At 70.8% G+C, this 25,745-nt stretch carries 23 protein-coding genes and 1 pseudogene; 16 read left to right on the top strand and 8 right to left on the bottom strand.

The genetic code is table 11. The annotated features are described in order from the left end of the window. The 3 genes and pseudogenes from SK803_RS44960 to SK803_RS44950 all read right to left on the bottom strand — a co-directional run. A pseudogene (locus SK803_RS44960) lies at positions 1 to 252 on the bottom strand (TetR family transcriptional regulator); the annotation flags it as partial. A 12-nt stretch (positions 253 to 264) separates the two neighbouring features. Further along, complete coding sequence (locus SK803_RS44955; RefSeq protein ID WP_319972387.1) at positions 265 to 1,119, bottom strand: LLM class F420-dependent oxidoreductase; 855 nt, start codon at positions 1,117 to 1,119, stop codon at positions 265 to 267. After that, positions 1,116 to 2,465 carry a GMC family oxidoreductase gene (locus tag SK803_RS44950; protein ID WP_319972386.1) on the bottom strand — a complete coding sequence of 450 codons (1,350 nt, stop codon included), beginning with the start codon at positions 2,463 to 2,465 and terminating at the stop codon, positions 1,116 to 1,118. The genes SK803_RS44955 and SK803_RS44950 overlap by 4 nt, the downstream gene beginning before the upstream one ends. Positions 2,466 to 2,720: 255 nt before the next feature. Between SK803_RS44950 and SK803_RS44945 the strand changes: the two genes are divergently transcribed. The 9 genes from SK803_RS44945 to SK803_RS44905 are packed head-to-tail and all read left to right on the top strand — an operon-like array spanning position 2,721 to position 16,040. Beyond that, positions 2,721 to 5,186 carry a TIR domain-containing protein gene (locus tag SK803_RS44945; RefSeq protein WP_319972385.1) on the top strand — a complete coding sequence of 822 codons (2,466 nt, stop codon included), beginning with the start codon at positions 2,721 to 2,723 and terminating at the stop codon, positions 5,184 to 5,186. Then, positions 5,183 to 7,879 (top strand): hypothetical protein, encoded by a 2,697-nt coding sequence (locus SK803_RS44940; protein ID WP_319972384.1) that lies wholly within the window; start codon positions 5,183 to 5,185, stop codon positions 7,877 to 7,879. Before SK803_RS44945 ends, SK803_RS44940 begins: the two co-directional genes overlap by 4 nt. Positions 7,880 to 7,881: 2 nt before the next feature. Further along, on the top strand, positions 7,882 to 8,325 hold the full coding sequence (locus tag SK803_RS44935; protein WP_319972383.1) for a J domain-containing protein: 444 nt from the start codon (positions 7,882 to 7,884) through the stop codon (positions 8,323 to 8,325). Continuing rightward, entirely contained in the window at positions 8,325 to 8,996 is a 672-nt protein-coding gene (grpE, locus tag SK803_RS44930) for a nucleotide exchange factor GrpE (protein WP_319972382.1), read from the top strand. Before SK803_RS44935 ends, grpE begins: the two co-directional genes overlap by 1 nt. Before the next feature lie 8 nt (positions 8,997 to 9,004). After that, positions 9,005 to 10,954, top strand: a complete 1,950-nt coding sequence (locus SK803_RS44925) for an Hsp70 family protein (RefSeq protein ID WP_319972381.1) — start codon at positions 9,005 to 9,007, stop codon at positions 10,952 to 10,954. 26 nt (positions 10,955 to 10,980) lie between these two features. Next, positions 10,981 to 12,375: a hypothetical protein gene (locus SK803_RS44920; protein ID WP_319972380.1), complete on the top strand. Its 1,395-nt coding sequence runs from the start codon at positions 10,981 to 10,983 to the stop codon at positions 12,373 to 12,375. Continuing rightward, on the top strand, positions 12,342 to 14,276 hold the full coding sequence (locus SK803_RS44915; RefSeq protein WP_319972379.1) for a tetratricopeptide repeat protein: 1,935 nt from the start codon (positions 12,342 to 12,344) through the stop codon (positions 14,274 to 14,276). The genes SK803_RS44920 and SK803_RS44915 overlap by 34 nt, the downstream gene beginning before the upstream one ends. A gap of 5 nt (positions 14,277 to 14,281) precedes the next feature. Next, positions 14,282 to 14,500: a hypothetical protein gene (locus SK803_RS44910; protein ID WP_319972378.1), complete on the top strand. Its 219-nt coding sequence runs from the start codon at positions 14,282 to 14,284 to the stop codon at positions 14,498 to 14,500. Further along, the gene (locus SK803_RS44905) at positions 14,493 to 16,040 is read left to right on the top strand and encodes a tetratricopeptide repeat protein (protein ID WP_319972377.1); all 1,548 of its coding nucleotides are present in this window, start codon (positions 14,493 to 14,495) and stop codon (positions 16,038 to 16,040) included. Before SK803_RS44910 ends, SK803_RS44905 begins: the two co-directional genes overlap by 8 nt. A gap of 70 nt (positions 16,041 to 16,110) precedes the next feature. Here the strand turns inward: SK803_RS44905 and SK803_RS44900 are convergent, their stop codons facing one another. Beyond that, complete coding sequence (locus SK803_RS44900; protein WP_319972376.1) at positions 16,111 to 16,842, bottom strand: TetR/AcrR family transcriptional regulator; 732 nt, start codon at positions 16,840 to 16,842, stop codon at positions 16,111 to 16,113. Between the two features lie 86 nt (positions 16,843 to 16,928). Between SK803_RS44900 and SK803_RS44895 the strand changes: the two genes are divergently transcribed. Continuing rightward, positions 16,929 to 17,792 (top strand): NAD(P)H-binding protein, encoded by an 864-nt coding sequence (locus SK803_RS44895; protein ID WP_319972375.1) that lies wholly within the window; start codon positions 16,929 to 16,931, stop codon positions 17,790 to 17,792. 4 nt (positions 17,793 to 17,796) lie between these two features. Here SK803_RS44895 and SK803_RS44890 read toward each other — a convergent pair whose 3' ends face one another. The 3 genes from SK803_RS44890 to SK803_RS44880 all read right to left on the bottom strand — a co-directional run bounded on the left by SK803_RS44890 (position 17,797) and on the right by SK803_RS44880 (position 19,362). Beyond that, entirely contained in the window at positions 17,797 to 18,441 is a 645-nt protein-coding gene (locus SK803_RS44890) for a dihydrofolate reductase family protein (RefSeq protein ID WP_319972374.1), read from the bottom strand. Between the two features lie 92 nt (positions 18,442 to 18,533). After that, a complete protein-coding gene (locus tag SK803_RS44885; protein WP_319972373.1) occupies positions 18,534 to 19,205 on the bottom strand; it encodes an AIM24 family protein in 672 nt (223 codons plus the stop codon). Positions 19,206 to 19,224: 19 nt separating this feature from the next. Next, positions 19,225 to 19,362: a hypothetical protein gene (locus SK803_RS44880; RefSeq protein WP_406601669.1), complete on the bottom strand. Its 138-nt coding sequence runs from the start codon at positions 19,360 to 19,362 to the stop codon at positions 19,225 to 19,227. 196 nt (positions 19,363 to 19,558) lie between these two features. Here SK803_RS44880 and SK803_RS44875 point away from each other — a divergent pair, with 196 nt between their 5' ends. The 6 genes from SK803_RS44875 to SK803_RS44850 all read left to right on the top strand — a co-directional run bounded on the left by SK803_RS44875 (position 19,559) and on the right by SK803_RS44850 (position 24,892). Beyond that, entirely contained in the window at positions 19,559 to 19,999 is a 441-nt protein-coding gene (locus SK803_RS44875) for a hypothetical protein (RefSeq protein WP_319972372.1), read from the top strand. Positions 20,000 to 20,101: 102 nt separating this feature from the next. Then, a complete protein-coding gene (locus SK803_RS44870; protein ID WP_319972371.1) occupies positions 20,102 to 21,241 on the top strand; it encodes a carboxylate-amine ligase in 1,140 nt (379 codons plus the stop codon). Between the two features lie 92 nt (positions 21,242 to 21,333). Next, a complete protein-coding gene (locus SK803_RS44865; protein WP_319972370.1) occupies positions 21,334 to 22,461 on the top strand; it encodes a sensor histidine kinase in 1,128 nt (375 codons plus the stop codon). Continuing rightward, complete coding sequence (locus tag SK803_RS44860; protein ID WP_319972369.1) at positions 22,458 to 23,171, top strand: response regulator transcription factor; 714 nt, start codon at positions 22,458 to 22,460, stop codon at positions 23,169 to 23,171. Before SK803_RS44865 ends, SK803_RS44860 begins: the two co-directional genes overlap by 4 nt. A gap of 54 nt (positions 23,172 to 23,225) precedes the next feature. Then, entirely contained in the window at positions 23,226 to 23,906 is a 681-nt protein-coding gene (locus SK803_RS44855; protein WP_319972368.1) for a DUF2306 domain-containing protein, read from the top strand. Next, positions 23,903 to 24,892, top strand: a complete 990-nt coding sequence (locus SK803_RS44850) for an NAD(P)-dependent alcohol dehydrogenase (protein ID WP_319972367.1) — start codon at positions 23,903 to 23,905, stop codon at positions 24,890 to 24,892. Before SK803_RS44855 ends, SK803_RS44850 begins: the two co-directional genes overlap by 4 nt. On the opposite strand, the gene SK803_RS44845 is transcribed toward SK803_RS44850, so the two are convergent. After that, positions 24,879 to 25,472, bottom strand: a complete 594-nt coding sequence (locus SK803_RS44845) for a class I SAM-dependent methyltransferase (RefSeq protein WP_319972366.1) — start codon at positions 25,470 to 25,472, stop codon at positions 24,879 to 24,881. The genes SK803_RS44850 and SK803_RS44845 overlap by 14 nt on opposite strands. Positions 25,473 to 25,745: the final 273 nt, after the last annotated feature.

The raw sequence follows: 25,745 nt of genomic DNA, 5'->3' as shown, positions 1-25,745 counted from the left end.
GACGGCCTGCGCGTCGTCGTGATCGAGCAGCTGCTGCCCACCGAGGTGCAGCGGGTGCCCCGGCACGGCGCCCATCCACCCAGGCGGCTGCCCCGCCCGCAGGAACCGCTCGTCGACGGCGCGCTGGATGAACACCTCCACCTCGTCGACGGCGCGGTTGCGGCGGGCCCAGGCCTCCTGGTCGGCCGTCATGCGGCTGAGGTCGACCGGCCACTCGCGGTTCACGCCGATGCACGCCCGCCGACCGTCCACGGTGAACTGCGCTCAGATCTCCCGCAACGGCTTCAACGTGGTCTCGGCGAACTCGGAGAACGCGTCCGCCAGCTCGTCGACCGGCACCATCGGCGGCAGCACGATCACCTCGGACACCCCCAGCGCCGCCAGCCGTTCCACGCTCTCCACGGTCGCGGGCACCACCCCGGACATCAGCTCGATCGACGACGGGTCGCGCCCCGCCTCCTCTGCCGCGCGCCGGCACTCGGCGAACAGCGGCGCCGGGTCGTCGGCGATCGGGCAGAAGGCGTCGGCCAACCGCCCGGCGCGCCGGGCCGCCGCCTTCGAGTGACCACCCATGATCAGCGGGATCCGGCCGGCGGGCTTGGGGTAGCAGCGGGCGTCGCGGAACTGGAAGTGCTTGCCCTCAAAGGTTTCCTCCGAGCTCCACAACGCCCGCAGCACGCCGATCCACTCGTCGAAGCGTTCCACCCGCGTGTCGAAGTCGGCGCCGATCACCTCGAACTCCTCGCGCATCCAGCCGAGCCCCACCCCCAGCGACACGCGGCCGCCGGAGAGGTGGTCGAGGGTGGCGACCTGTTTCGCGGTCACCACCGGATTGCGTTGCGGCAGCACGAGCATGCCCGTCACCAGCCGCACCCGCTCCGACGCGCCGGCCGCGAAAGCCAGCCACGTCAACGAGTCCGGGTGCGGCTGTTCGGGCGGGTGCGGCATCTCGCCGTCCGGCGAGTACGGGTACGGCGTCTTCCGGCCGGCCGGAAGGACCACGTGGTCAGCCACCCACAGCGAGTCCACGCCGTGGTGCTCGGCGAGCCGGACGACCTCACGGGCGGCCCGAGGAGAGTCGAAAGGCGGCGTGCTCACGGCCATCAAGCCGATCTTCATCGTCCAGTACCCCATTCCTGTGCGAGCAGGGTGGCCATCCGATCGGCCACCGCGATGGTGATGACGTGTGTGTTGGCTCTGGGTGCGATCGGTATGACGGAGGCGTCGGCGACGTGGACGTTCTCGATGCCGTGCAACCGTCCTGAATGGTCGGTCACCGGGCCCATCGCGCACGTGCCGACCGGGTGCCAGTAGCCGCTGAACTCGGCGGCCGGAGCGGCGTCCACCTCGGCAAGACCCTTCATGAGGTCCCGCGCGAGCTCCACGCCGTCCCGCAGCTTCTGCTCGTCCCGGCCGTCCTGGTCGGTGAAGAAGCCGTGATCGATCACCGGCAACGCCCGCGGGTCCAGCGATGTCGTGCGCACCGAACCACGCGACACCGGGTCCATCACGTAGACGTGCGTGCCCGCCCTGCCGGTTTCCGACCACGGCACGAGGTGCAGGTCCCAGTACTCGTCCGCCAGCGACGACCGCGCCTTCACCAGCGTCTGCGTCACGTGGTCATCAGGCCGCGCCACCAGCGCCGGCCGGGCCGTGGCGAACAGACCGACACCGCCGTGGTCGGCCAGGCCCCGTCCGACCCCCTGCAGCGAGTGCCGCACCGGCACACCCAGCTCCCGCAACGAAGACGGCGGCCCGACACCGCTGCGGGCCAGCAGCGGGGGATTGCCGTAAGCGCCGGCGCACAGCACGATCCGATCCGCCGTGATCAGCTCCGGACGGCCGGACCGCAGCACGTGCACGCCCGTGGCGCGGTCACCGGCGAACTCCAGCCGCACGGCCAGCGTGTCACCCAGCACCGTGACGCGCGGCCGCACCGGGTCGAGGTAGGCGAACGCCGCGTGCCAGCGCACCCGGCCGACCGCGTTGAGCGGCACCCAGCCCGCACCCGCTGACGGCGCGTTCACGTCGGCGAGCTCCGGCAGTCCCAGCTCCGCCGCGCGCGCCACCACCGCCTGATGCCACGCGGTGCGGTCCTCGAACGGCCGGACCCGCAGCGTTCTCATGGCCGAGTCGACGTGCGGGCGGACCAGGGCGTCGGTCCAGTGAGCGTTCCACTCCAGGTCCGGCGGTGCCGGAAGCACCGCCCAGCACCCGTTGTGCGTGGACGACCCGCCGATCACCTTGGCCCGCGAACAACACGACGGACCGTCCGGCTCCCAGTCGTGGGTGCGCGGCGCGGCCCTCGCGTCGATCATCTCCGGCGGCCAGCCCGCCGCGTCGTGCGGGCCGTGATCGGGCCCGGCCTCCAGCAGTCCCACGGTGATGCGGTCGTCCCGCGACAACCGGGCCGCGACCGCACAGCCCGCGGCGCCACCACCGACGACGACAACGTCAAATCGCACGCGCTTCCTCCCCCGAGGCCCCCATGGCGTTCTGGATCAGGATTACCACGTGTGAGCGCCGTACGTAACCGTGTAGTGACGCAGAGGGACCTTTCGGCAACGTGCGGCCTGCTTGGGACCGGTCCCGGTTCGCTGGACGAACAATGGCTGCGAACTGTCCAGTTTTTGGCAATTCAAGGTCACTTCTGTCGCTGATAGGTTGCGGGCAACTTGGATCCGGATCACCGACGAAATCGTGAGGAGGGGGTTTCCGAGGTGATTGACCGGGACGACGCCGCCCCCGCATTTGACGTCTTCATCAGCTATGCGCTCTCGGACAAGGACGTGGTCGCTCCTTTTGTCACGGCGCTGCGGCGGGACGGTTTCGACGTCTGGATCGACTACGAGCAGATGGCGGGCGGCGTTCCCGTCCTGGAGCAGCTGGCGGACGGGATCTCGCGGTCGGCGCACATGATCGTCTGCCTCTCCGACGCCTATCTGGAGCGGGACTGGACCAAGGCTGAGCTGGACATCAGCGTCACGCGCGACCCCGGTGCCCGTGGCGCGCGGACGATTCCGGCGGTGTTCCGCCCGCTGACCGTGGAGATCCCGCCCTACATCGGCCGGCTGACCATCTGCGACCTCACGAATCAGCGCAACGACTACGACCAGCAGTACGCCCTCGTGACCAGGAGGATTCGTCGGAGGGTCACTTCCACGGCTCCCGGAAAAGAAGCGATCGGCCAGATCTGCGCGACCCCGTTCGGTCACGCCGACCAACCGGAGCGTGCCCTGTTCGAGGCCTACCGCGCCTATAGAGAACTCTGTCAGTTCCTGTACCGGCAAGAAATAGGAGAAATTCCGCAACATGTGGAATTCTCCTGGATCACGGACAGGCTGATGATGCGGTCCAGCCTGCCGGCCGAGATCCGGGACGCGCTGGCGACGATGGAGGGGTACGGCAGGCAGGTCGTCCCCGGCTACGTCAGTGGTGCGGCCGTGACACCGGAGACGATCGAGTCCCCGCTGAAGACGCTGGCGATGCTGACCCAGTGGGTGTTGCCGGACTGGCACCGGCCGGACGAGGTGGTGGACGCCTGGGACGCCCTGCCGTCCGAGGAGGACGGCACCAGGGAGCTGCCCGGCACCGACTACGTCCTGAGCGCGCCTGTGCTCGGACGCGCCGCGCTCGGTCCGCTCTACGGCGCGCGGGACACCAGCCGCGACAAGCCCGTCACGGTGCTGCTCGTCGAACCGCCGCCGGAGGACGAACGGGCCTTCCGCCGGCACGTGGCCCGGTTCGACCACGGCCTGGGCGACGGCGTCCTGCAGGCGAACGACGGCGGCGACCTCGTGGTCAAGGGCCACCGGCTGCACTACCTGGCGATGCCCGCGCTCGACGGTGCCTGCGTCGCGAGCCTCGGCGAACTGCCGCCCAGGGCCGCCTGCGAGCTGGTCCTGGGCGTCGCGGAGGTGCTCCGCGGACTGCACGAGACCGATCCACCGGTCGTGCACGGCGACGTCGTGCTCGCGAACGTCCTCGTCGGTGCCCTCGGCACGGTGAAGCTGTGTCCTGGCCGGCCGATCGCCGAGACCAGGGCCGAGGACCTGGGCGCGCTGGCCGCGTTGCTGGAGGAGTTGTCGCCCGGCCCGCTCGCCGGGCGGCTGGCGTCCTGCACGACCGCGGCGCGCGCCTGTCAGATCCTTCGTCAGGCATGCCGCGAGCTGCCGCAAGAAGACAGCCTCGCCGCCGTGTACCGGCGTTACCGCAACGCGACGACGGGCACCACGACCGGCCCGCGGCGCACCGGCCGCGCCACCCAGCTCGTCGAGACGTGCCGGATCGAGAGCAGGGCGGCGTGGCCGCTGGGCGACGGCCGGCTGGTCGTGTGGGAACGGGGGACCGACACCCTGGTCGTCCGCGAGGGCGAGGAGACCGTCTGGCGGGACACCGGCGCGGTCAGGGTGCGCCGGGTGGCGCACGGGCCAGGAGGCAGGCTCGCCATCGGCGGCTGGGACGGGGCGGTGCGCTGCTTCTCCGGCGATGCTCCCGTGGTCAGCGCCCAGATGGACGGCGCCGTCGGCGACCTGTGCTTCGTCGGGGACAGCCTGGTCGCCGGGTCGTGGCGGCAGCACCTGTGGCGGTTCGCGCCGGACGGGCAGCGCCACGAACTGCTGGACGTGAAGGCAGGGGTGCACCGCATCGCCGCGGCCGCCACCCGCGACCGGTTCGCCGTCGCGGACCTGTCCGGCGGTCTGGCGATCTACGCCGACAACCGCAGGGTCGCGAACATGCCCGCGGTGGGTTTCGTGACCGACCTCGCCTACGCGGGCACCCGCCTCGTCCTGCTCACCGGTGAGACGCTGACGAGCCTGTGGCTCGACGGTTCGACCGGTGTCGGCGAGGCGCGCCCCGGTGCGCGCAGGCTGCTGCCCGGTCCGGCACCCGGCCACTGCACGCTCGTGGTCGGGACGAGCGCCGGAACCGAGACGTGGCTGATCGACGAGGCGGACCGGCACGTCCGCGACCGCGTCTTCCCGCTCGGACACGAGTTGATCGGCACGTGCGGTGTCGCCGGCCGGTTCGTCGTGTCCGATCCGGACGGTGGATGCGCGTACTGGCGTGACGGCGAGCAGCAGACCCTGTGGCGCAACGCGGCCTCGGCCACCCTCTCCGGGGACGGGTGGCAGATCGCGGTCAGCAGGCCCGGTGTCGTCGAACTCTACGAGGACTTCGCGTGACGACAACGGAGACGGAAGATCTCACCAGGACGCCGCTGCTGGCGGCGATCGAGGAACTGCGGGCCCGCGAGGCCACGCCCGCGGTGCGCATCGCGCTGGCCGAGGCCGAGTTCCGGCTCGCGATCGCACCGGAGACCCCACCGGCGGAGGCGATCGAGCGGCTGCGTGCGGCCATCGCCCAGGATCCGTTCTGCCCCAAGCTGTTCCTCCACCTCGGCCGGCTGCTGCACCGGACGGCGGGCGCGGGTGCCGCGCTGCCCGAGTACCGCCACGCCCTGCGCCTCGCACCTGGCAGCCGCCGGACGCACCTGCTGCTCGCGCTCGCGTTGCTGGACGTGGGACCGGAGACCCGCGACCTCGGCGACCGGCTGATCGTGGCGCTCAACAGCGGGCAGCAGGCCGACCTGAAGACGGCGGTCGCCGAGGTGGACGCCTGGATCGAGGACCAGAGCGCCCCCGCCACGCCCGGCGCCGACGGGGCGCGGAAATCACGCCGGCCCGCTGTCAAGCCGGGCAAGCAGGGCGCGCCCGACGCGTGGCGGATCGCGCTGCACGAGCAGATCACCCGCGGCAAGGCACAGACGAGCCAGCTCTCCGTGTTGCTGCGCACCGGGCTGGCGCGGGTCGCCGACGCCGATGAGATCGGCGAGTACGCCACGGCGTGCGTGATGTTGCTGGCCGGCGGTCAGACGCCGCGGTCGGTGCGGGACTTCGCGAAGTCCGTGCTCGCCGGGCACGCGGACCATCCGGCCGTCGTGCTTCTCAGCGCCGCACTCGACCTCGCGGAGGCGGGTGACGCGGCGGCGTTCGCGGACCTGGCCGCCGACCACCTGGAACGCGGCGTGCTGCCGCTGGAACTGGTGTGCTGCCTGCACTTCAGCGCCTACGGCCCGGACAGGGACGGCACGGTCGTCGACGCGCTGGCGCAGCTCGACCGGTACCCGCGGCCGATCAGGGACTCGCACTGCTTCGACGAACTGCGGCTCGCCGTGCTGGACGGGCACGCCCGCAAGGCGTGGACGGGGGAACGGTTCGACGAGGCGAGGCTGTTGTGGCAGGAGGCGGCCGCGATCGACCCGTTCCGCGTGCCGGTGGCCCGCAACCTCGCTCTGCTGGCCGCGCGGACGAAGTCGGCGCAGGAGTACGGCTCGGCCTGGGCGCGGCTGAGCGAGCTGCTCTACCTCCAGCCGGCCGGTGCCGGTGACGTCCAGCTGTTGCTGGAGGACCGCAGGACGATGCACCTCGCGCTGGCCCAGCACGCCCAGCAACGGCACTGCGAGAGCCGTGAACCGCGGGCCGTGCCGAGCCAGGAGCAGATCAGGGCGTGGCTGGCCGACCAGGACGCGCTGACCGAGTGGCTGCACCAGTGGGATCTGCACTACGTCAACGCGCGCCTGGCTTTCCGGTCGCCCGCCCACGTGCTCGGCCTCCCGTCCGATGCCGGGCAGGAGGACCGCGTGGCGGCCGCGGAGGCGTTCGTGCGGCACGTCGAACTGGCCATGAGCGGACGGGACTGGGCAGGTCTGCAGGCGTTCGCGAACCTGGCCGCCACCCAGGCGCAGCAGGCGCTCGCGTCGATCGGGGAGGTCCGCGACGAGTACTACGAGCCGGAACGCGCGGAGGCGCGGAACCTGACGCGGGCGGCCGCGATGCGGGGTCTGACCCTGCGGTGGATGATGCGGGAGCTGCACCGGAACCCGTCCGGCGAGCAGCTCCGGCTGGGACTCGACCTCGCTCGCCGGCAGCTGGCGCTGCCCTGGCGGTTGCTGCGGCCGATCTGCGTCGAGATCGGCGCGATCAGGGACGACGTCGATCCCGTCAAGATGTTCGAGGGCGACCTCGTCGCGCTGGCGACCTACTGGGACGCGCCGGAACCGACGTCACCGCAGGAGTACGCCGACCGGCTGTCCACTTTGGAGGGTTGTGTCGCCCTGGTGCCGCACGACCTCATGTTGAGGCTGCTGCTTTGCCGCGCGTTGCGTGCTGTGGACAGGCAGGCCGACGCCTACGCGGCCGCCCTGGAGGCGTTGAAGGTCCCCGCGCCCGATGGCGATGACGACGATGAGAGCCGGCAGGCGGTGACCGACCGGCTGATCGACCTGGTCGACGTCATCGGCTGGGAGGACATCCCGGAGTCGGTGCGCCGGCCCGCGACTCCGCAGGCGGCGCCGACCAGGGACTACGTGATCCTGACGGCCCGGCGGGCCCTCGAGCGGTATCCGCGCAGCGCGCTGGTGCGGCGCGAGCTCGCGAAGTTGCTGGTGGCGACCGGCGGGGTGGACGAGACGAACGAGGCGATCGCCCTGCTGGCCGAGGGCATCGAGCTGGCACTGAGCGCGGAGCAGCGGACGGAGCTCGCCGAGCGGCTCACCGCGATCGAGCCGCTGGCCGCGGTGGCGCCGATCCGCGCGGCCATCCGGGAGCTGGTGGAACCGGCCCAGGAGTCGGCGCGCGCGGCGATCGACGCCTACGTGCAGAACCCGGACGTCGAGACGAAGAAGGCGGCGGTGGCGGCGTTGCGCGCTGCCATCGACAAGGTCGTGGAGGGACAACGGATGGCCGAACAGGCCGAGCTCGGTGACGAACACGCGTCGCTGGACGAGGCGCTCACCCGGCTGCGCCTGATGGTGGCCGAGCTGGACGACGGCACCCAGACCAACGACGGCACCCAAGCGACCGACGGGGGGAGCTGACCATGTTCATGATCGATCTCGCCGGGGACTCCCTCTACTCGCGGCTCGGCGTGTCCCCGGACGCGAGCGCCGAAGAGATCCGGCAGTCGCGCGACCGGCTGATCCGCGAGCTGCGCGAACAGGTGCGCCGGGAACCCGGGCGGAAAGCGGAGCTCACCGAACGGCAGCAACAGATCAACAGCGACGCCGACGTGCTGGTCCGGCCGGCGAAACGGGAGCAGTACGACAAGGAGCACGAGCACCTGCGGTTCTTCACGATCCGTTCGGCCGCCGCGCCGATGTTCACCAGCACGTCCGATCGCATCGACGTGCTGCACCGCGCCATCAGCGCGCACCTGCGCGCGCAGGGCGTGCGCGTCCGTCCACTGTCCGATGTGGACCGCAGTGATTTCACCTCCGACGTGACCCCGAACACCCTCCTCGACGAACTGATCGGACAGTGCTGATGGACACCGCGCCGGACATCGACACCGACCCCGCGACGGAAACGGACCCGGAAACCCCCACCGAGACCAGCCCTGCCAAGGAATCGGACCCCACGATCGAGCGGCTGGACCGGATCGCGACGCTGCTGGACGAGGTCGTCGACGACAACACCGCCGTGACGACGTCGATGAACCAGCTCGGCCAGGCGCAGCGCGCGTTGAGCGCCGACGTGACCCGCGAGCTTTCCGGGCTGCGCAAGGAACTCGCGTCGGGCCTTGCCTACCGCACCCTCAAGGACCTGTGCGTCGAGCTGATCCGTCCGCTGGGCGCGATGGAGGACATGCTGCGGCGCGCCGACTTCACCGACACCGAGGCCGTCTCCGGACACGTGCAGAGCCTCGTGCTCACGCTGAACGGGGTGCTGAACCGGATGGGCGCCGAGCGCATCCCCGTCGGGGTCGGCGAGGAGTTGTTCAACCCCGCGAGGCACCGCTGCGTCGGCGTGGTCGGCCCGGACACCTCGCCCTTCCCGGACGCGCCACCACGCACCATCGTCCGCCTGCTCGAGGACGGTTACGTCTTCGAGGACCGGCTCCTGTCGCCGGTCGCCGTGGAGATCCAGGCCGACCGGCCGGCCGAGCAGGACACCGCCACCACAGCCGACACGCACTCCGGCACCGCCGGCGCATAGGGAGAGTCATGCCATTTCACAAGGTCATCGGCATCGACCTGGGCACCACCTACTCCGCGGTGTCCATCTGGGACGGCAAGGACACCGTCGTCATCGAGAGCGCCCTCGGCACCAAGACGGTGCCTTCCGTGGTCGGCCTCGACCCGGAGGGCCAGGTGATCGTCGGCGCGCCCGCGCAGAACAACCTCGCGAGCGACCCCGGGAACACCGTCATCGAGGTCAAGCGCGACATGGGCGTGTACCTGAAGGAACCGACGGGGCCGGACGAGCCGGGCGTGCCCAAGCGGGTGCGCTTCCGCGGCCGGGAGTACCTGCCGCAGGAGATCTCGGCGTTCATCCTGATGGAGCTCAAGCGCCAGGCCGAGAACTTCATCGGCGAGCCGATCCACGACGCCGTCATCACGGTGCCCGCCTACTTCCGCGAACCGCAGCGCGGCGCCACCGAGGACGCGGCGAGGATGGCCCGGCTGAACGTGCGCCGGCTGGTCAACGAGCCGACCGCGGCCGCCGTGTGCTTCGGCGCGGACAAGATCGAGGACGAGGACACCCACACCTACGCCGTCTACGACCTCGGCGGCGGCACGTTCGACGTGTCGATCATCCAGGTCAGCCCCGGCAACATCAGCGTGGTCGGCACCGGTGGTGACCCGCGGCTGGGCGGCGGCGACTTCGACGACCGCGTCACCGGGTACGTGCTCAACCAGATCAAGGAGCAGCACGGCACCGACCTGTCCGGCGACCACGCGATCTGGCAGCGCGTGAAGCGGGAGGCCGAGATGCGCAAGCGCGAGCTCTCGGTCGCCGGCGCGGCGACGCTGAACCTGCCGTTCCTCACCCCGCAGCTGTCGGTGAACGTGCCGCTGACCAGGACCGTGTTCGAGTCGCTGATCAAGGACCTGCTCGACCGCTCGCTCGCGTGCCTCGACGAGGCGATCGAGTCCGCCCGCGAGAGCAACGGCATCGAGCGCGACGAGATCGAGCAGGTGCTGCTGGTCGGCGGGTCCACCCGGATCGCCTGCATCCGCCCGATGCTGGCCGAGCACCTGGGACTGGAGCTCAAGGACGTCCGCTCCGACATCAGCCCGGACGAGGTGGTCGCGCGCGGCGCCGGCATGGTCGCGCGGGACTACCCCGCGGCCGACGGCTACGAGGGCGAGGACCTCGAGATGGCCGCCGTCGAACACGAGAACGGGCTCGACCTCGGCGGGAGCGCGGCGGAGGGCGGGATCGTCGTCCTGCAGGACGTCACCAGTCACACGCTCGGCATCCTGGTGAACAAGTCGGACTTCGCGGCGATCCTGCCCAAGGACAGCCGGATCCCCGGCAGCGAGACGCAGGACAACTTCGTCAACGGCGGCAAGGGCAAGCAGCTCATCGTGCGGATCTTCCAGGGCGAGAACGCGGTCGCCTACGAGAACGACCTCATCGGAAAGCTGCCGATCGACCTGCCGGAAGCACGGGAAGCGGGCTTCTACCGGTTCGCGGTCACGTTCTCCATCGACGAGAGCGGGCTGCTCGGCGTCTCGGTGAAGTGCCTGAACGACGACCAGATCTGGCGCACGGAGCTGCAGTGCGACGTGCGTGCCACGCGGGAGCAGATCGAGAGCAGCGCGGCACACCTGAAGGAGGTGATGGCGGGCCAGCGGACCGGGCTGCCGGAACCTCCCGGCGGCGCCGCGGACGTGCGCGACGGACTGCCGAAGCCGCCGGGAGCCGCACCGTCCGAAGTGGACGACACGGATCACGCGGACACGTTGCCGCCACCGCCGGAGAACACCCCAGCCGAGTTCAAGAGCGTGGCGCGGCGGTCGTACAAGCTGGTCTCGCAGCTGCCGGAGTCGCGGCGGGCGGAGCTCGCGTCGGCGTACCTGATGTTCGTGATCGCCGTGCGCAACGGCTCCAGCGAGGTGGAGGACCTCGGCGACAAGCTCAACGACGTCTTCTACGAGCACAAGTAGCCATGCAGGGTCCACCAGGAGTCCAGATGGTGGCCGCGGTCGGCATCACCGACCGCGGCGTGCTGTGGCGCGCGAGCAGGCAGGAGCCGAGCGACCGGATCGTGCGCATCGTCGAGCCCCGGTTCGCCGACGGCGCGTTCCGGCGCGCGGTGACCGCACTCGGTCATCGGCAGCCGGCCGGCATGGCCGAGATCACCGGGCACGACTGGACCGCCGACGGTCACTACTACATCGAGTACCACACCGGCGGTGCCTGGCTGACCCTGGCCGAACAGCTCGAACGGCTCGAGGACTGGCAGGACAGGGTGGCGTTGCTGGAACGCGTGTGTTCGCTGTTCCCCCGATGGCAGCGCAGCCCGGTCCACCCGCTCGGGCTGAGCCTGCACAACATCGTGGTGGTGGCGGAGGAGGATCGCCGGCTGCCGTGGCTGCTGCCGTGCCCGCCGGTCGCGCTGGGCACGCCGTGCGACCTGTTCGGAGTGGACACCGTGGCGGTCGCCGCGCTGGCTCCGGAGGTCGTCCGCGGTGTTCAGCACGACAACCGGTCGGTGGACTGCTACGCCCTGGGCACGCTGGTGGCACAGGGGCTCGGTGCCACCGGCACGCCACCGGTCCTGACCGACGAGGACCGGGTGGAGGCACAGGCGCGCGGCATGCTGTGGCCGGCGTTGACGGCCGGTACGCGGATCCCGAGCACGCTGGGCAGCACGCGGGAGGGCGAGGACCTGTTCCGGTCGGTCGAGCAGTGCCGTCACACGGTGCGCAGCGCCAGGCCCGCCGACGCCGAGCAGCTGCGGTCGGCGCTCGCGGCACTGGCGGACCCGGTGTCGATCGCGACCCGGTTGCGCCGCACCGATCCGGTGCGTGCGCTGGACCTCCTGCAGTGGGTGCCGGAGCACGACCGGGACGCACGCGTGCGGGCGAGCCTGCTCGGGTCGGAGATCGCCGCCGAGCGGGGGGACGACGAGACCGCGCTGCGCTACCTGAACGAGGCCGTCCAGTCCGCGCCGCATCGGTTCGACCTGCGCCACCGGAGGTACGAGGCCGCGTGGAAGGTGTTCGAGACGAGGCCGGCGGATCGCGGGCTCGGCAACGTGATCCTCGACGACATCGCGCTGCTCAAGCAGACGATGGAGGAGGACGACACGACGCTTTACCTGCGGGCCGCCGAGGTGCGACTGCGCCGCGGTGATCCGCGCACGGCCGCGCGGGAGCTGTTCACGGCGCTCAGCCGCGACGCCGGCGACCTGGCCGCGCTGGTCCTGTACTGCCGCTGCTGGATCGAGCTGGGTGACCTCCCGAACGCCAGGCGGACCGACGTCGAGGCGCGCCGGCGGATCGCGCGCATGGTCGACACGCAACTACTCACCACGGGGGAGGCACAGCAGTGGTACGAGAAGTTCGACCGGCTCTTGTCCTGATCACCGCGATCGTGGCCGTCCTGGTGGCGGCCCCCGCACACGGTGCGACGGAGGACGATCCGATCACCGTGGTGCTGCCCAGCGGCACCGTCCTGCCGCCCGGCCGCTACGAGGCCGGCATCAACACCGGTTCCGGCACGGTGCGGGCCGAGGTCGTCGTGCCGGGCACGCCGGTCGCGCCCCAGTCATCGGCCGTCCCCAGTGGACAGTCCACACCGGACACAAGTGCGCCGGCCGCCGGGCAGACGACCGCGCCGGCCGCCGTTGCCCCGTCCTCAGGGCCGAGCGCGTGGCCGGTGATCTGGACGACGTTGCTCGCGATCCTCGGCACGATCCTGGTGCTGGCCGGTGGTCTGGTCGGCTATCGCCGGTTCCTGGTGCCGCGCAAGCAGATCCGCGAGTACCGCGCGGTGGTGGAACAGGTCCGCGGTGGCGAGCTCCAGCAGGCCCTGCTCGCGCTGGAACGCCTGGAGCCGCGGCTGCCCGAACGGCTGCGGCTCGAAGCCAGGTTCTTCGCCGCCTTCGCGCTGTTCCGGATGGACCTGGTGGACGAGGCGGAGTACCGGCTGGCGGCGTTGCACCGGGAGGCACCCCAGGACGTCGACGTCGCCTACCTGCTGGCCTACCTGCGGGTGGAGCGCCGCGACTACGACGGCGCCGAGCCGGTGCTGGAGGCGGCCGAGGCGGCGGGCGGCATGAGCAGGCGGCTGGTGCGCCGGCTCTACGGCGTCGTGAAGTTCCACCGTGCGCTGGAAGCCCTGCGCCTCGGCCGGGTCGACACCGCGGCCGTGCTGTTCCAGAAGGTGGAGAAGCTCGGCGACTTCGCCGAGCGGGTGCCGCCCGACCTGCGCAACCAGCACGTCGTGCTGGGCGCCCAGGCGTTGTTCGACCGCGACCTGGTGGCCGCGCGCGGCCAGTTCGAGGACCTCGCGCGGGCGGCGGAGAACGCCGCACCGGAGCAACGGGAACAGATGCTGGCGTCGGCGGAGATCGGCCTGGCGCTCGCGGCCTGGCTCGACAACACGCTCACGTCGCTCGGCCAGGTCGACCAGCTGCTGGTGAGCGCGGCGCGGCGCCTCGACCCCGACGGGGACACCGAGCGGCCCTGGACCTTCACCCCGGACGAGGACAGCGTGCGGGAGCGTCTCGTCGCACTGAGCGAACGCCAGGCCAGGGCCGCCGAGGTCAACGACCGCGACCTCACCCTGCGCTCGATCCACCTGCTGCGCGCCGCGGCCGGACTGCGGCTGTGGGCAGCGGCCAAGACGACGCCCGCCGAGGACGTCGGCCGGCGCGACGAGGTGCTCGGCAGGCTGGCGTGTGCGCGTGAGTACGACCCGGAGTTCAGCGATCCGTACCTGGTCGCCGGTCTGCTCAAGGCCTACTTCTCCTCGACGCCCCAGGAACGTGAGGACGGCGTCGCGGTGCTGCGTCAGGCTCAGCGACTCGGCGTCCGGGAGCCGGAGCTGGTGCGGATCCTCAACGAGGAGGCGCGGCTGGGCCAGGCCCGGCGGGACGCGGCGGACCGGTACCTCCAGGTGCTCGACCAGTTCATCGCGGACCCGTCGGTGCGCGACGAGGTCAGGGTCAGCCTGCTGGAGCGGTTGTCCCGCTTCCGCAAGGTGCGTCCGCTCGACCGCAGGCCGGAGCTCGTCCGGGCGCGGGCCGTGGCGCCGACGGTGGACGAGATGAACAGCCGCACCGAGCTGCTGCGGGAACGGGTGAGCCAGCTGATGACGGTCCAGGGCGGCGGCGAGAACCTGACCGCGGCCCAGCAGCTGGTGCACCACCTGGAGAACGACAGCCGGGTGCTGGCCGAGCAGGCCCATTCCGTGGAGACCAAGGAAGCGGACCTGCTCGTGCTCATCGGCGACTGGCTGCTCGGCGACAACGAAGGGTGATGTCGATGGTGCGGAAACAGGTGTCTCCCGCGGACCTCCTGGGTGAGCTCCCAGAACCGGAGCTCGAGTTCAGCGACGACGCGGCGGGCGACACGATGCGCAGGATCGAGCTGCGCCGCTCGATCCTCGCGATCGCCGAACTCGACCACGCCTCGGAGACGGCGCTGGTGACCGCGGTGGTGTCGAAGAGGCGCAAGGAAGGCAGGGCGGGCAGGCGTGGATGACAGCGACGCGGACGACGGTCTGGCGTTCGCGCCCCGTCACGACTGGGCCCCGGACATCGTCAGGGCGGCCGCAGGGGCGTTGGAGCCACCGCCTCTCGACCTCGGCCGCCGGGCGTTCGCACTGGAACCCGAGGCCGTCCCCGACCGCCTCGGCGACCGGCTCGCGCCCCACGACGACGGCTTGCGGACCGGTACCGGTGGCGACTGGCTGAGCGACGACCTCGCGAGGCTGCGCGAGCACGAGGCCGACCTGAAACTGCGTGGCCTGCTGGACAAGGCGGAGCAGGCACTGCGCGAAGAGCGGCACGCCGACGCGTGGGAACACGTCGAGGCCGCACTGGGGATCGCGCCGGCCACCGTCGCGGCGCTCGTGCTCGGCGTCCGGTGCCAGCACGTGCTCGGCGAGTACGAGACGGTCCTGGACCGGTTGATCGCGGCCCGCCCGGACATCACGGACGACGCCGACGTGAAGGTCGTGGCGCAGCTGGTGTCCACCTGCGAGCTGAGACTGGTCGACCAGGTCAGCGAAGAGGCGGACGGGCTGCTGGACGGCGACGAGCTGGACGAGGCCGTCGAGTACGTCGAGCAGCGGGTGTCGCGGCACCCGGAAGTCGCCGGACTGCATTACGTCCACGGCGCGGTGCTCTACCAGACCGGCCAGTTCCCGCGGGCCCTCGAAGTCGTCGAGGCGGCCCGTGGCGCGGACCCCGAGATGTTCGAGGACCTGTACCTGGCGATCCAGGCGAAGCTGTGCGCACCCCGCGTGGAACACGCTCGCCAGTCGTTGCGGGCGGGGGAGCCCAAGACGGCGATCGAGCACCTGGTGGCCTGCGGCGAGATGTTGTACTCCGACAGCCGCTACGAGTTGCTGTGGTCCTACGCCCACGAGCGGTACGCGAAGAGCTCGAAGGTTCCGTTCGTCGGCTGGCGCCGCACCCGCCGGGCGGGCGTGCCACCGTTGAGTCCGGCCGAGCTGCAGGACGTCCTCGGCTGGGTGCTGGCAGAGGAGTTCAACGCCGGGGTGACGGCACTGGGCAACCAGGACTTCACCGCTACCAGCACCCACTGCGCCCGCGCCGAGGCCATCGACGCGCGCTGTGGCGTGATCGCCTACCTGCACGCCACAGCGGAGACGTTCGCGGCCCAGGAGGCGCTCGACCGGATCGACCTGGGCACGCTCGCGGTCGCCGAACGACACCTGACCCGCGCCGCCGGCCTGGTGCCCCTGCTCGCCTCGGACCCGGAGCTGGTCGAGCAGCGCCGGTGGCTTGAGGCCAGGGTCAAGAACGACCTCACCGACATCGCCCGGCTCGCCCGGTTCATCCGCTGCGTGACCCGCTTCAACGACCTGATGACGCGCTATGAGCGCCGGACCATCACGACCAGGAACGAGCTGTACAGCGTGCGGGGTGAGCTGATCTCGATCCGGTCGGAGGCGCGCATCTCCAGGAAGGAGCACGCCTCGGACCCGTCGGCGCTGCGCACGCTCGACAACCTGCTGGCCGCGCTGGACCACAACCTGCGGCAGCTGCTGGTGTAGTCCGCCCAGGGCGTGGGCGCACCCCGGTGGGCGGCGGCCTGGCCGGGTGCACGTCGCGGTCCCAGCCTGATCACTGCTTCCGGCGGTCCTGGAGTTCGGCGACCGTGCGGGTGAGCCACTCGGACAGGAGCGTTCGCTCGGCGTCGCTGAGAGAGGGCAGCTGGGGGAGGGTCTCCCTGAACGCGACCACGAGCGCCATCGGGTCGGTGGCGGGCGGTACCGGCGCCGAGGTGAGGATCTGGGCGAGCACCGCGTCCAGCAGTGCGTCGGTGAGCTCTGGATCCCGCTGACCCTCCGGCCGGCCCAGCAGTGCGAGCACCGCGCCGCTGCCGGCGGCGTGGATCATGCCCACCGCCCGCGCCACGGAGACGTTCAGCAACCCCGCCGCCGCCAGCCGTGCCACCCGAGCCCGCAGGACCTCGGTCCCGGTGGTGGAGGCGGAGGAGTGCTGCGCCCGCCCCGGATCGACGAGCAGCAGGAACACGTCGGGGTTGGCGAGGCTGAAGTCGATGTGCGTCCGCCACGCGGCGCGCAGGTCCTCGACCGGGTCGCCGTTCTCGTCGGCGGCCCTGGCGGTCTTCTCGGCGACGTAGTCCGCCATCACCTGCTCGGCGACCGCCTCCAGCAGGCCGTCCTTGTCCCCGAACAGCCGGAAGATCGTCGGGGCCGGTATGCCCGCCTCCTGGGCGACCGCGCGGGTCGTCACCGCCTTGGCGCCGCTGGTGCGGAGCAGGTGGGCGGCGGCGGCGACGATCTTGGAGCGGGCGTCGACGCGGGTCTCTGCAAGGGACGACTCCGTCATGGATCGATGATATCAGCGACCCGCTATCGTTGATTCGAATCGGTGATACGGTAAAGCTGAATCAGTGATTCAAGCGAGGGGAAGTCATGATCATCGTTACCGGAGCCACCGGCAGGCTCGGTCGCCAGATCGTCGGGAAGCTGCTCGAGAGCGTTCCCGCCGAGACCATCGGCGTCAGCGTGCGCGAGCCGGGCAAAGCGGCGGCCTTCGCCGGCCGCGGCGTGCGGGTCCGTGCCGGCGACTTCACCGAACCGTCGACGCTGGACCACGCCTTCGAGGGCGCCGACCAGGTGCTTCTCATCTCGGCCGCGATCCGCGGCCCGCGTGCCGCCGAGGCGAGCAGGGCAGCGGTCGACGCCGCCGTGCGCGCGGGCGCGTCACGCGTGCTCTACACCAGCCATCAGGCGGCCTCACCCGACTCCTTGTTCGACCCCGGCCGGCAGCACGCGGCAATCGAGAAGCACCTCGCCGAGCAGAACGTCGCGTACACCGCACTGCGGCACGGCTTCTACACGAGCACCTTCGAGCATTACGTGCCCGCGGCGCTGCGGTCCGGCGAGTTCCGGCTGCCCGCCGACGGGCCGGTGTCGTGGACCGCGCACGCCGACCTCGTCGAGGCCGACGTCGCGGCCTTGACGAAGCCAGGCCTGTTCGACGGGGTGAGCCCGCCGCTCACCGCCCCCGGCCTGCTCGATTTCGCTGACGTGGCAAGCATTCTCAGCGAGCTCACCGGCCGCACGATCACGCGGGTCGTCGTGGACGACGAGGAGTGGAAGGCGACCGTGATCGCCCAGGGCATGCCGGACGCGGCGGCGGAGTTCACCCTGGGCATGTTCCGCGCGGCGCGAGCCGGTCAGTTCGCGGTCACCCACCCGGCACTGGAAGACCTGCTGGGACGACCGGCGACCTCGGCTCGCGCCGTGCTCGAGGAGATCCTGCCGGGCGGGTGACCCGTCACTTCCGCCAGAACAGGTGGTGGGTCACGCCGCTCGAACTGGGCACGACGTCGACGTGGAACCGGTCGAGCAACTCGTCGGGCGACTTCCACAGCGGCACCCCGTGACCGAGCTCGACCGGCGACACCGCCACGTGCAGGGTGTCGATGAGATCGGCGTCGAGGAACGACCGGATGGTGGTGGCGCCGCCACCGATCCGGACGTCCTTGCCCCGCGCGGCCTCCTTCGCGAGCTTCAGGACGTCGGCCGGGTCGCCGTTCACGAAGTGGAAGGTCGTGTCGGAGAGGGTGAACGACGGCCGTTCGTGGTGGGTCAGGACGAAGACCGGCGTGTGGAACGGCGGTTCGTCGCCCCACCAGCCCTGCCAGTCGTGGTTCTGCCAGGGACCGCGGTGCGGGCTGAACTTGTGGGCGCCCATGATCTCCGCGCCGATGTTCTGTGCGAAGTCGCGGGTGAGGTAGTCGTCGAGGCCGCGGCTGCCACCGGGATCGGTCCGGTTGGGCCAGCTCGCCGTGGCACCCGCCCACGCGAACATGGTGCCGGGATCGGCGTGGCCGAACGGCCTGTCGAGGGTCTGGTCCTCACCGGCGCCGAACCCGTCCTGCGACACGACGAAGTTCTGGACCTTCACCAGCTGGGTCATGGGCTTCCTTCCGCTCTGGGTCGATGGTTGGACCGCGGGAGCCGCGAGAACTCATTGGCCGGCTCCAGAACGATCCACCACCGAGCAGCCATCTACTGGGCGGTCGGTACGGGGTGACCCTCCGACGCCTGCACGACGACGATGCCCTGACCCGACAACGCGAGCTGGTACGCCTCGCCGGAGCCGCGCCCGATGACGGCACCGAGCTTCGCCGTCTTGCGGATCGAGGACTGCAACGAGGTGGACCACAGCACGGCGGACTGCATGTCGACGTACGTCGGCACGTCCACGTTCAGCACGACCGGCGTCCCGTAGGCGGTGACGGCCAGCGCGCCGGTGCCCGTGAACGTGGTGTTGAACAGGCCGCCGCTGAGCATCGACGCGCCTTCGGTGCGGTTGATGTCCCACTTGAGCGAGCTGTCGAAGGCGAGCACGTTCTTGCCGTTGACGGTGACGCCCTCGTTCTCCAGGTACAGCACGAAGATCTCGTCCGCGTCCTGGGCGAGGAACACGTCCCCGCTGCCCGACACCTTCATCAACGACATGCCCTCACCGGTGAAGGCCTTCTTGAACAGCTTGCCGAGGCCGCCGCTGCCTTCGTAGGCGAAGTCGACGTCACCCTGGTAGGCGACCATCGATCCCTGCTTGGCGAAGAAGAACCCGCCGCTGCCGGTGAGGTCCACCTTGAGCATGCGTTCGTTCTGCAGTTGGAAGCTTCCGGGCTCGACGGGACGTTCCGCGTGGTTGAACAGTGAGCTGCGCATGCTCGGAGAATGTAGGTGATCATGCGCTCGCGCGTGGACTGACTGGCGAATGTCGGCCGGGCGTTTCGCCAGCGCGTGACCTTGATGTCCATGCGGGGAACAGCGGCAGCCCGGACAGGAGCTCGTGCAGCTCGTCGGTGGGGTCGACGTCGAAGATCGAGCAGTTGGCGTACTCGCGTCCCCGTCGCGATCAGCTGATCGGGCTCACCGCCTGATCAACGGCTCGCTGCGGAAACGCGCGACACGATGAGCTCTGCCCGAGTGGAAGTCCACTTCGGACAGGATGCTCGCCGCGGTGGCGCTCGCTCAGGTGCGGTGCGCGGGGCAGCGGCCGGACAGGCTAGTTTGCCCGGGTGAGTCTCCTTGATGACGTGGCCGAGCGCGACGGTTGGCGATGCTGGGTGTGCGACGAACCGGTCGACCCCGGCATGTCGGTGAACGACGCGCGGGGGCCCAGCGTCGACAGCAGGACCGCCGATCGGAAGGCCAAGGTCGCCGAACGGCTCGCGCACCGCGGGTGCAACACCCGCAAGGGCGCGGTCAAGGTGGTCATCGCCTGGCCGGACCGCCTGCACGTGGTCGAACCCGCGCCGCTGATCACCGTTGCCGGGAGGCTGGAGCGCAAGGGCGGCCGCGAGATGGTGGCGCGGTGCCCGACCGAGCGGGACGCCCGGGAGGCGGCGGAGTGGCTGGTGGACCGGTTCTCCCGGCTGGTACCGGGGCTGCCGGTGACCGCGAACGTCGAGCCGGGCGGCGGCCAGTTCCTGGTGGTCCTGGCCACCGGGCGCCGCTGACCGGGATCACCGAACACGCTCGCGGTGTTTCTGTTCGCCGCACAGGGGTATACGCCGATTCCCCGGCGGTGCGCATTGGTGCCATGAGCAGGACGGTGAGACGTGGAGAAGGCGCCATCGAAGAGAGCGTGGTGTCCGACGGTAGGTGTGGAGGAGGAGTTCCTCCTGGTGGATCCGGTGACCGGTGTTGCGGTGAACCGGGCGGACGAGGTTGTCGCCGTCGCACGTGAGCAGTTCGGGCTGGAACTCGAACACGAGCTGACCGGGGCGCAGGTGGAGATCAACACCTCCGTGTGCGCCGACGTGGAGCAGGTTCGTCGTGAGCTGCTCGAGACGCGACGCGTGGTGGCGCGGGCCGCACAGGCGGCAGGCTGCCGGGTCATCGCGGTCGGGGCGCCTCCGCTGGGCCACGCGGTGGGTGAGATCACGGACAGCTTGCGGTACCGCCGGATCGCGCAGGAGTTCGGTGCGCTCGCCGAGCAGCAGCTGATCTGCGGATGCCACGTCCACGTCGCCGTGCCGGACCGGGAGGTCGCGGTGCAGGTCTGCAACCACGTGCGGCCGTGGTTGCCAGTGCTGGCCGCGGTGACGGCGAACTCGCCCTTCTCGGAAGGGGAGGACTCGGGTTTCGCGAGCTGGCGCTCCACGGTGTGGTCGCGCTGGCCGGTTTCCGGTCCGCCACCGGTCTTCACCTCGTGGCAGCACTACGAGGAAGTCTGCGACACGATGATCGCGGCGGGCACCGCGCTGGACCGGGCGATGGCCTACTGGGACGTCCGGCCCGCCACCGACCTGCCCACGGTGGAGGTGCGGATCTCGGACGTCGCGGCGAGCGTGGACGACGCGGTGCTGCTGGCGGCGCTCGTGCGAGCCCTGGTCGCGCAAGCGGTCGTCGACGTCCAGAACGGTGTGCAGGCCGAGCCGGTTCCCCAGGAGACGTTGCGGCAGGCTTGCTGGGGTGCCGCCAACGAAGGCCTGCGGGGCAGCACGCTGGACGTGTTCTCCGGAGAGTCGCGCCCGATGCGACAGCAGCTGGACGACCTGGTGCGCCGGCTGACTCCGGTGCTGGAGATCAACGGTGATCTGCCTGCGGTGCAACGAGGTCTGCGGCTGCTCGACAGCGAAGGACCCGGCGCGGACCGGCAACGCAGGGCGTTCCGCACGGGCCAGGTGGAGTCGCTGCTGAGCCTGCTCGACATCGACCACGCGAACGCCGAGCCCCGCGAGACCTCCGCGAGCTGACGCCGCGCGACTTCACGTGATTGCCGGTGATCGGGCCTGGTCTCGTACTTCGGACTGATCTGTCGTGGCTCCGGCTCTCGTACGATGAGCCCGTGTTCGCCTATCTGCGGTCGGTGTGGGACGAGCCCAGGCCGGCGCGCGCGGCGTCGCGGCTCTGGTGGGACTGGGTGCTGGTCGGCGTGCTCCTGCTGGTCGCGGTGCTCGAAGCAGTGCTGCGGACGGACCTGAACTCACGGGTCGGCTCGCTGGTCGTGGCGGTGGGCCTGCTGCCGCTGCTGTTGCTGCGCCGGAGCAGGCCGCTGTTGGCGGTCGCCGTCGCGTTCGGCGTGGGCGCGGTCGCTTCGCTGGTGTTCGGGGGCGAGCCTGAACTCAACGTGCAGGTGTACATGCTGCTGTTCCCGTTCGCGCTTTTCCGGTGGGGTTCCGGGCGGGAGGCGGTGATCGGGCTGGCGATCATGCTCGGCAAGGTCGGGCTGTCGGCCGTGCTCGGGTTCATCAGCGTGAGCGAGGCAGGAGGCGGGACCGCCGTGCTGGGGACGGCGTGCGCCCTCGGAGCCGCCGTGCGGTACCGGGGACGGGCGCGGGCACGGGAGCTCGAACAGGTCAAGTTGCTGGAACGGGAGCGGCTGGCCCGGGATCTGCACGACACCGTGGCGCACCACGTGTCGGCGATGGCGATCCGGGCCCAGGCGGGGCTCGCGACGGCGGCGGCGCGGCCGGAGGCGGCGACCGAGGCGCTCGGCCTGATCGAGTCGGAGGCGTCGCGGGCGCTCGCCGAGATGCGCACGATGGTGCGAGCCTTGCGGCGCAACGAATCCGCGGACCTGGCGCCCAGCCCGACGGTCGCCGACGTCGCACTGCTCGCGAGTCCGGGACGGCCGGGGCCCGAGGTGGACGTGCGGATCGACGGGGCCGTCGACGACCTCCCGAAGTCGGTGGGAACCGCGATCTACCGGCTCACCCAGGAGTCGGTCACCAACGCGCGCCGGCACGCCCGGCACGCCACCCGCATCGAGGTTCAGGTCGTCGTCAGTGCCTCGTCCGTGCACCTGCGGGTGAGCGACGACGGCGACTCCGGCAACGCCGCGGTACCGGGGCACGGGTTGATCGGCATGATGGAACGCGCCGACCTGCTCGGCGGCAGCTGTGAGGCCGGCCCGAACCCCGGACGGGGCTGGACCGTGACCGCCGTGCTGCCGCTCACCGGGGCGGGTCGATGAGCATCCGGGTGATCGTCGCCGACGACCAGGAGATCGTCCGCACCGGACTCTCGATGATCCTCGGCGCCCAGCCGGGCATCGAGGTCGTCGGTGAGGCGCCGGACGGACGGCAGGCCGTGGAACTGGCCAGGCGCCTGCGGCCCGACGTGTGCCTGTTCGACATCCGGATGCCAGGGATCGACGGCATCGAGGCCACCCGCCTGCTCGCCGGTCCCGGCGTCGCCGACCCGATCGCCGTCGTCGTGATCACCACGTTCGACCTCGACGAGTACGTCTACGCCGCACTTCGCGCGGGTGCCAGGGGTTTCCTGCTCAAGGACGCCGGCCCCGCCCTGCTCGCCCAGGCCGTCCACGCCGCGGCCTCCGGCGACGCCCTGATCGCCCCCAGCGTCACCGCCCGGCTGATCGAGGCGTTCGCGGACGTCGAGCCCGCCGGCCGCGTCGTGCAGCCGATCGAGCCGCTCACCGAACGGGAGGAGCAGGTCCTCGCCGCCGTCGCGGGCGGGCGCACCAACAGCGAGGTGGCCAAGGACCTGTACATCACGCTCAGCACCGTCAAGTCCCACATCGCGAGCCTGATGGCCAAGATCGGTGTCAGGAACCGGGTCGAGATGGCCATCTGGGCCTACGAGACCAAGCGCGTCCCAAGCGGATTCCGGCCGCGATCAGCCGAAAGTACGACGACCGCGCCGGACCATCGGCCGGGATGATCGCAGCCCTTCTCCCGATGAGCTGACCCCGCCGCACGCGCCACGATCTGGTGCATGACCACCTCGACCAAGTGGGACAAGCTCATCCCGGCCGCGATCATCGTGTTCAGCCTCATCCCGGTGTTCGGAGGCGTCCTGCGGCTGACCGAGCTCGGCGGCGGCGCGGAGATCACGCCGGACAACGCGCGGTTCTTCGCCTCACCCGTCCCCGTGGTGCTGCACGCCGTCACCGTCAGCGTGTACAGCCTCATCGGAGCCTTCCAGTTCGCTCCCGGCTTCCGCCGCCGCAGACCGGCGTGGCACCGGCTGGCAGGGCGCCTCTTGGTCCTTTGTGGACTACTAGGAGCGTTGTCGGGCCTGTGGATGACCGTGTTCTACCCCAAACCCGCCGACGTGGGCGTCCTGCTCACCGGCGTCCGGCTGGCGTTCGGCACGGCGTGGGTTGTGTGCATCGCCCTCGGTTTCGCCGCCATCCTCCGCCGCGACGTCACCCGGCACCGCGCCTGGATGATTCGCGGTTTCGCGATCGGACTCGGCGCCGGCACACAGGCGGTGACGCTGACCGCGTGGCTCGTGGCCGTCGGCACGCCCGACCGGCTCAGCAAGGCGTTGCTGATGCTCGCCGCCTGGCTCATCAACCTCGCCGTGGCGGAGTGGATCATCCGACGCCCGGTGAAGCCACGTCGCGCGGCCGGACCGGTCCGCGCAGGCCTCGCACTCGGGAGCACCCGATGAAGGCGATCGTCCAGGACCGGTACGGATCGCCGGACGTGCTGGAACTCCGCGATGTGGAGCCGCCGGCGGCCTCCGGCGACGAGGTGCTCGTGCGGGTGCACGCGGCCTCGGTCAACGCGCACGACTGGCACGTCATGCGCGGAGACCCGTACCTGGCGCGGCTCACCGAGATCGGAGTCTCCGGTCCCAGCAGCAAGATCCGCGGCCGCGACTTCGCGGGCAGTGTGGTGGCGGTGGGCCGGGACGTGCGGCGCTTCCGCCCCGGCGACGAGGTGTACGGCGACCTCGGCCGCGCCGACGGGGCGTTCGCCGAGTACGTGTGCGCGCCAGAACACCTCGTCGAGGCCAAGCCCGCCAACCTGACGTTCGAACAGGCCGCCGCGATACCGCTGGCCGGCCACACCGCGCTGAAGGGACTGCGCGACATCGGAAAGCTCCAGGCGGGACAGCACGTCCTGATCAACGGAGCGTCCGGAGGCGTCGGCACGTTCGCCGTGCAGATCGCGAAGTCCATGGGCGCCACCGTGACCGGCGTGTGCCGCACGAGGAACATCGAACTGGTGGCATCGCTCGGCGCCGACCACGTCATCGACTACACCGAAACCGACTTCACCAAGAACGGCAAGCACTACGACCTCGTCTTCGACCTGGTGGGCAACCACTCGCTGACCGGCCTGCGCCGCGCACTCGCCCCCGGCGGGACGATCGTGCTGTCCGGTGGGGGAGTGTCCAGCGGCGGCAGCCTCGTCGGGCCGATGGGGCTCATGATCAGGGCGAAGCTGCAGGCCCCGTTCGTCCGCGACCGGCTGTTCGTGCTCACCACGACCCCGAACGGGGAGATCCTCGCGGCACTGCGGCGCCTCGCCGAATCAGGAGCCTTCACGCCGGTCGTCGACCGCACCTTCTCACTGGACGAGGTGCCCGACGCGGTCCGCTACGTCGAGACCGAACACGCCCGCGCGAAGGTCGTCATCACCGCGTGCTGACGAGCAGGTAGCGCTCGTCGTCGATCACGCGTCCCCACAGCGCGGGATCGTCCAGTCGCGTGACGTCGGCTTCCTGCCGTACTTCGAGCACGAGCGCGCGGCACTCGGCGGCGGTGAGGCCGGCGCCCGTCGACCAGCGCCCCTCGACGAGAACGAGCAATCCGCCGGGCTTGAGCAGGCTCACCCAGCGCCCGAGCGCGGCAGGGGGATCCGGCAACGCCCAGAGCACGTGGCGGGCCAGCACGACGTCACAAGACGCTGGCGGGTAGGGAGGTTGAGCGGCATCGCCCTGCACGAACACAGCCGGCACCCCGGCGTTGTCGGCTTTCGCCTGCGCGGCCGCGACCATGCGTGGCGACAGGTCGACGCCACGAACGTCGTGCCCGGCCTGGGCCAGCAGCACGGAGAGACTTCCCGTGCCGCACCCGAGGTCGGCAACGGACGCCGAACCGGCCGGCAGCAACGGCAGGAGCACCGCCGCCCACGCGGCACGCACTTCCGGGTCGAGCAGCCCGTGATCGGGTTCCTGGTCGAAGGTCGCCGCGTGCTGGTCCCAGAAGTCGCGCACTTCGTCTGTCATGCCTCAAGTTTGCAATAGGGGCGTGTTTGTCAAGGCTTGCTCAAATACAGCTGCGATCAAGGTCATATGGTCCCTAACCTTGGTACATGAAGCTGCTGCTGTGGTTCGCGCTGGCGTGCATGTGCGCGCTCAGCGGTGACCACCTGCTCGCTTTCGCGACCGCGATGCTGCTCGTGGGGTGCGCTACCGACCGCACTCGCTACTGATCGCACTGCCTGCTGGCCACACTGCCTGCTGGCCACACTGCCTGCTGGCCACACTGCCTGCTGGCCA

This window comes from Lentzea miocenica (assembly GCF_033949945.1).
GTDB classification, from domain to species: Bacteria; Actinomycetota; Actinomycetes; order Mycobacteriales; family Pseudonocardiaceae; genus Lentzea; species Lentzea miocenica.
The sequence above is the reverse complement of the archived record's forward strand: the minus strand, read 5'-3'. Positions and strand labels throughout refer to the sequence as shown.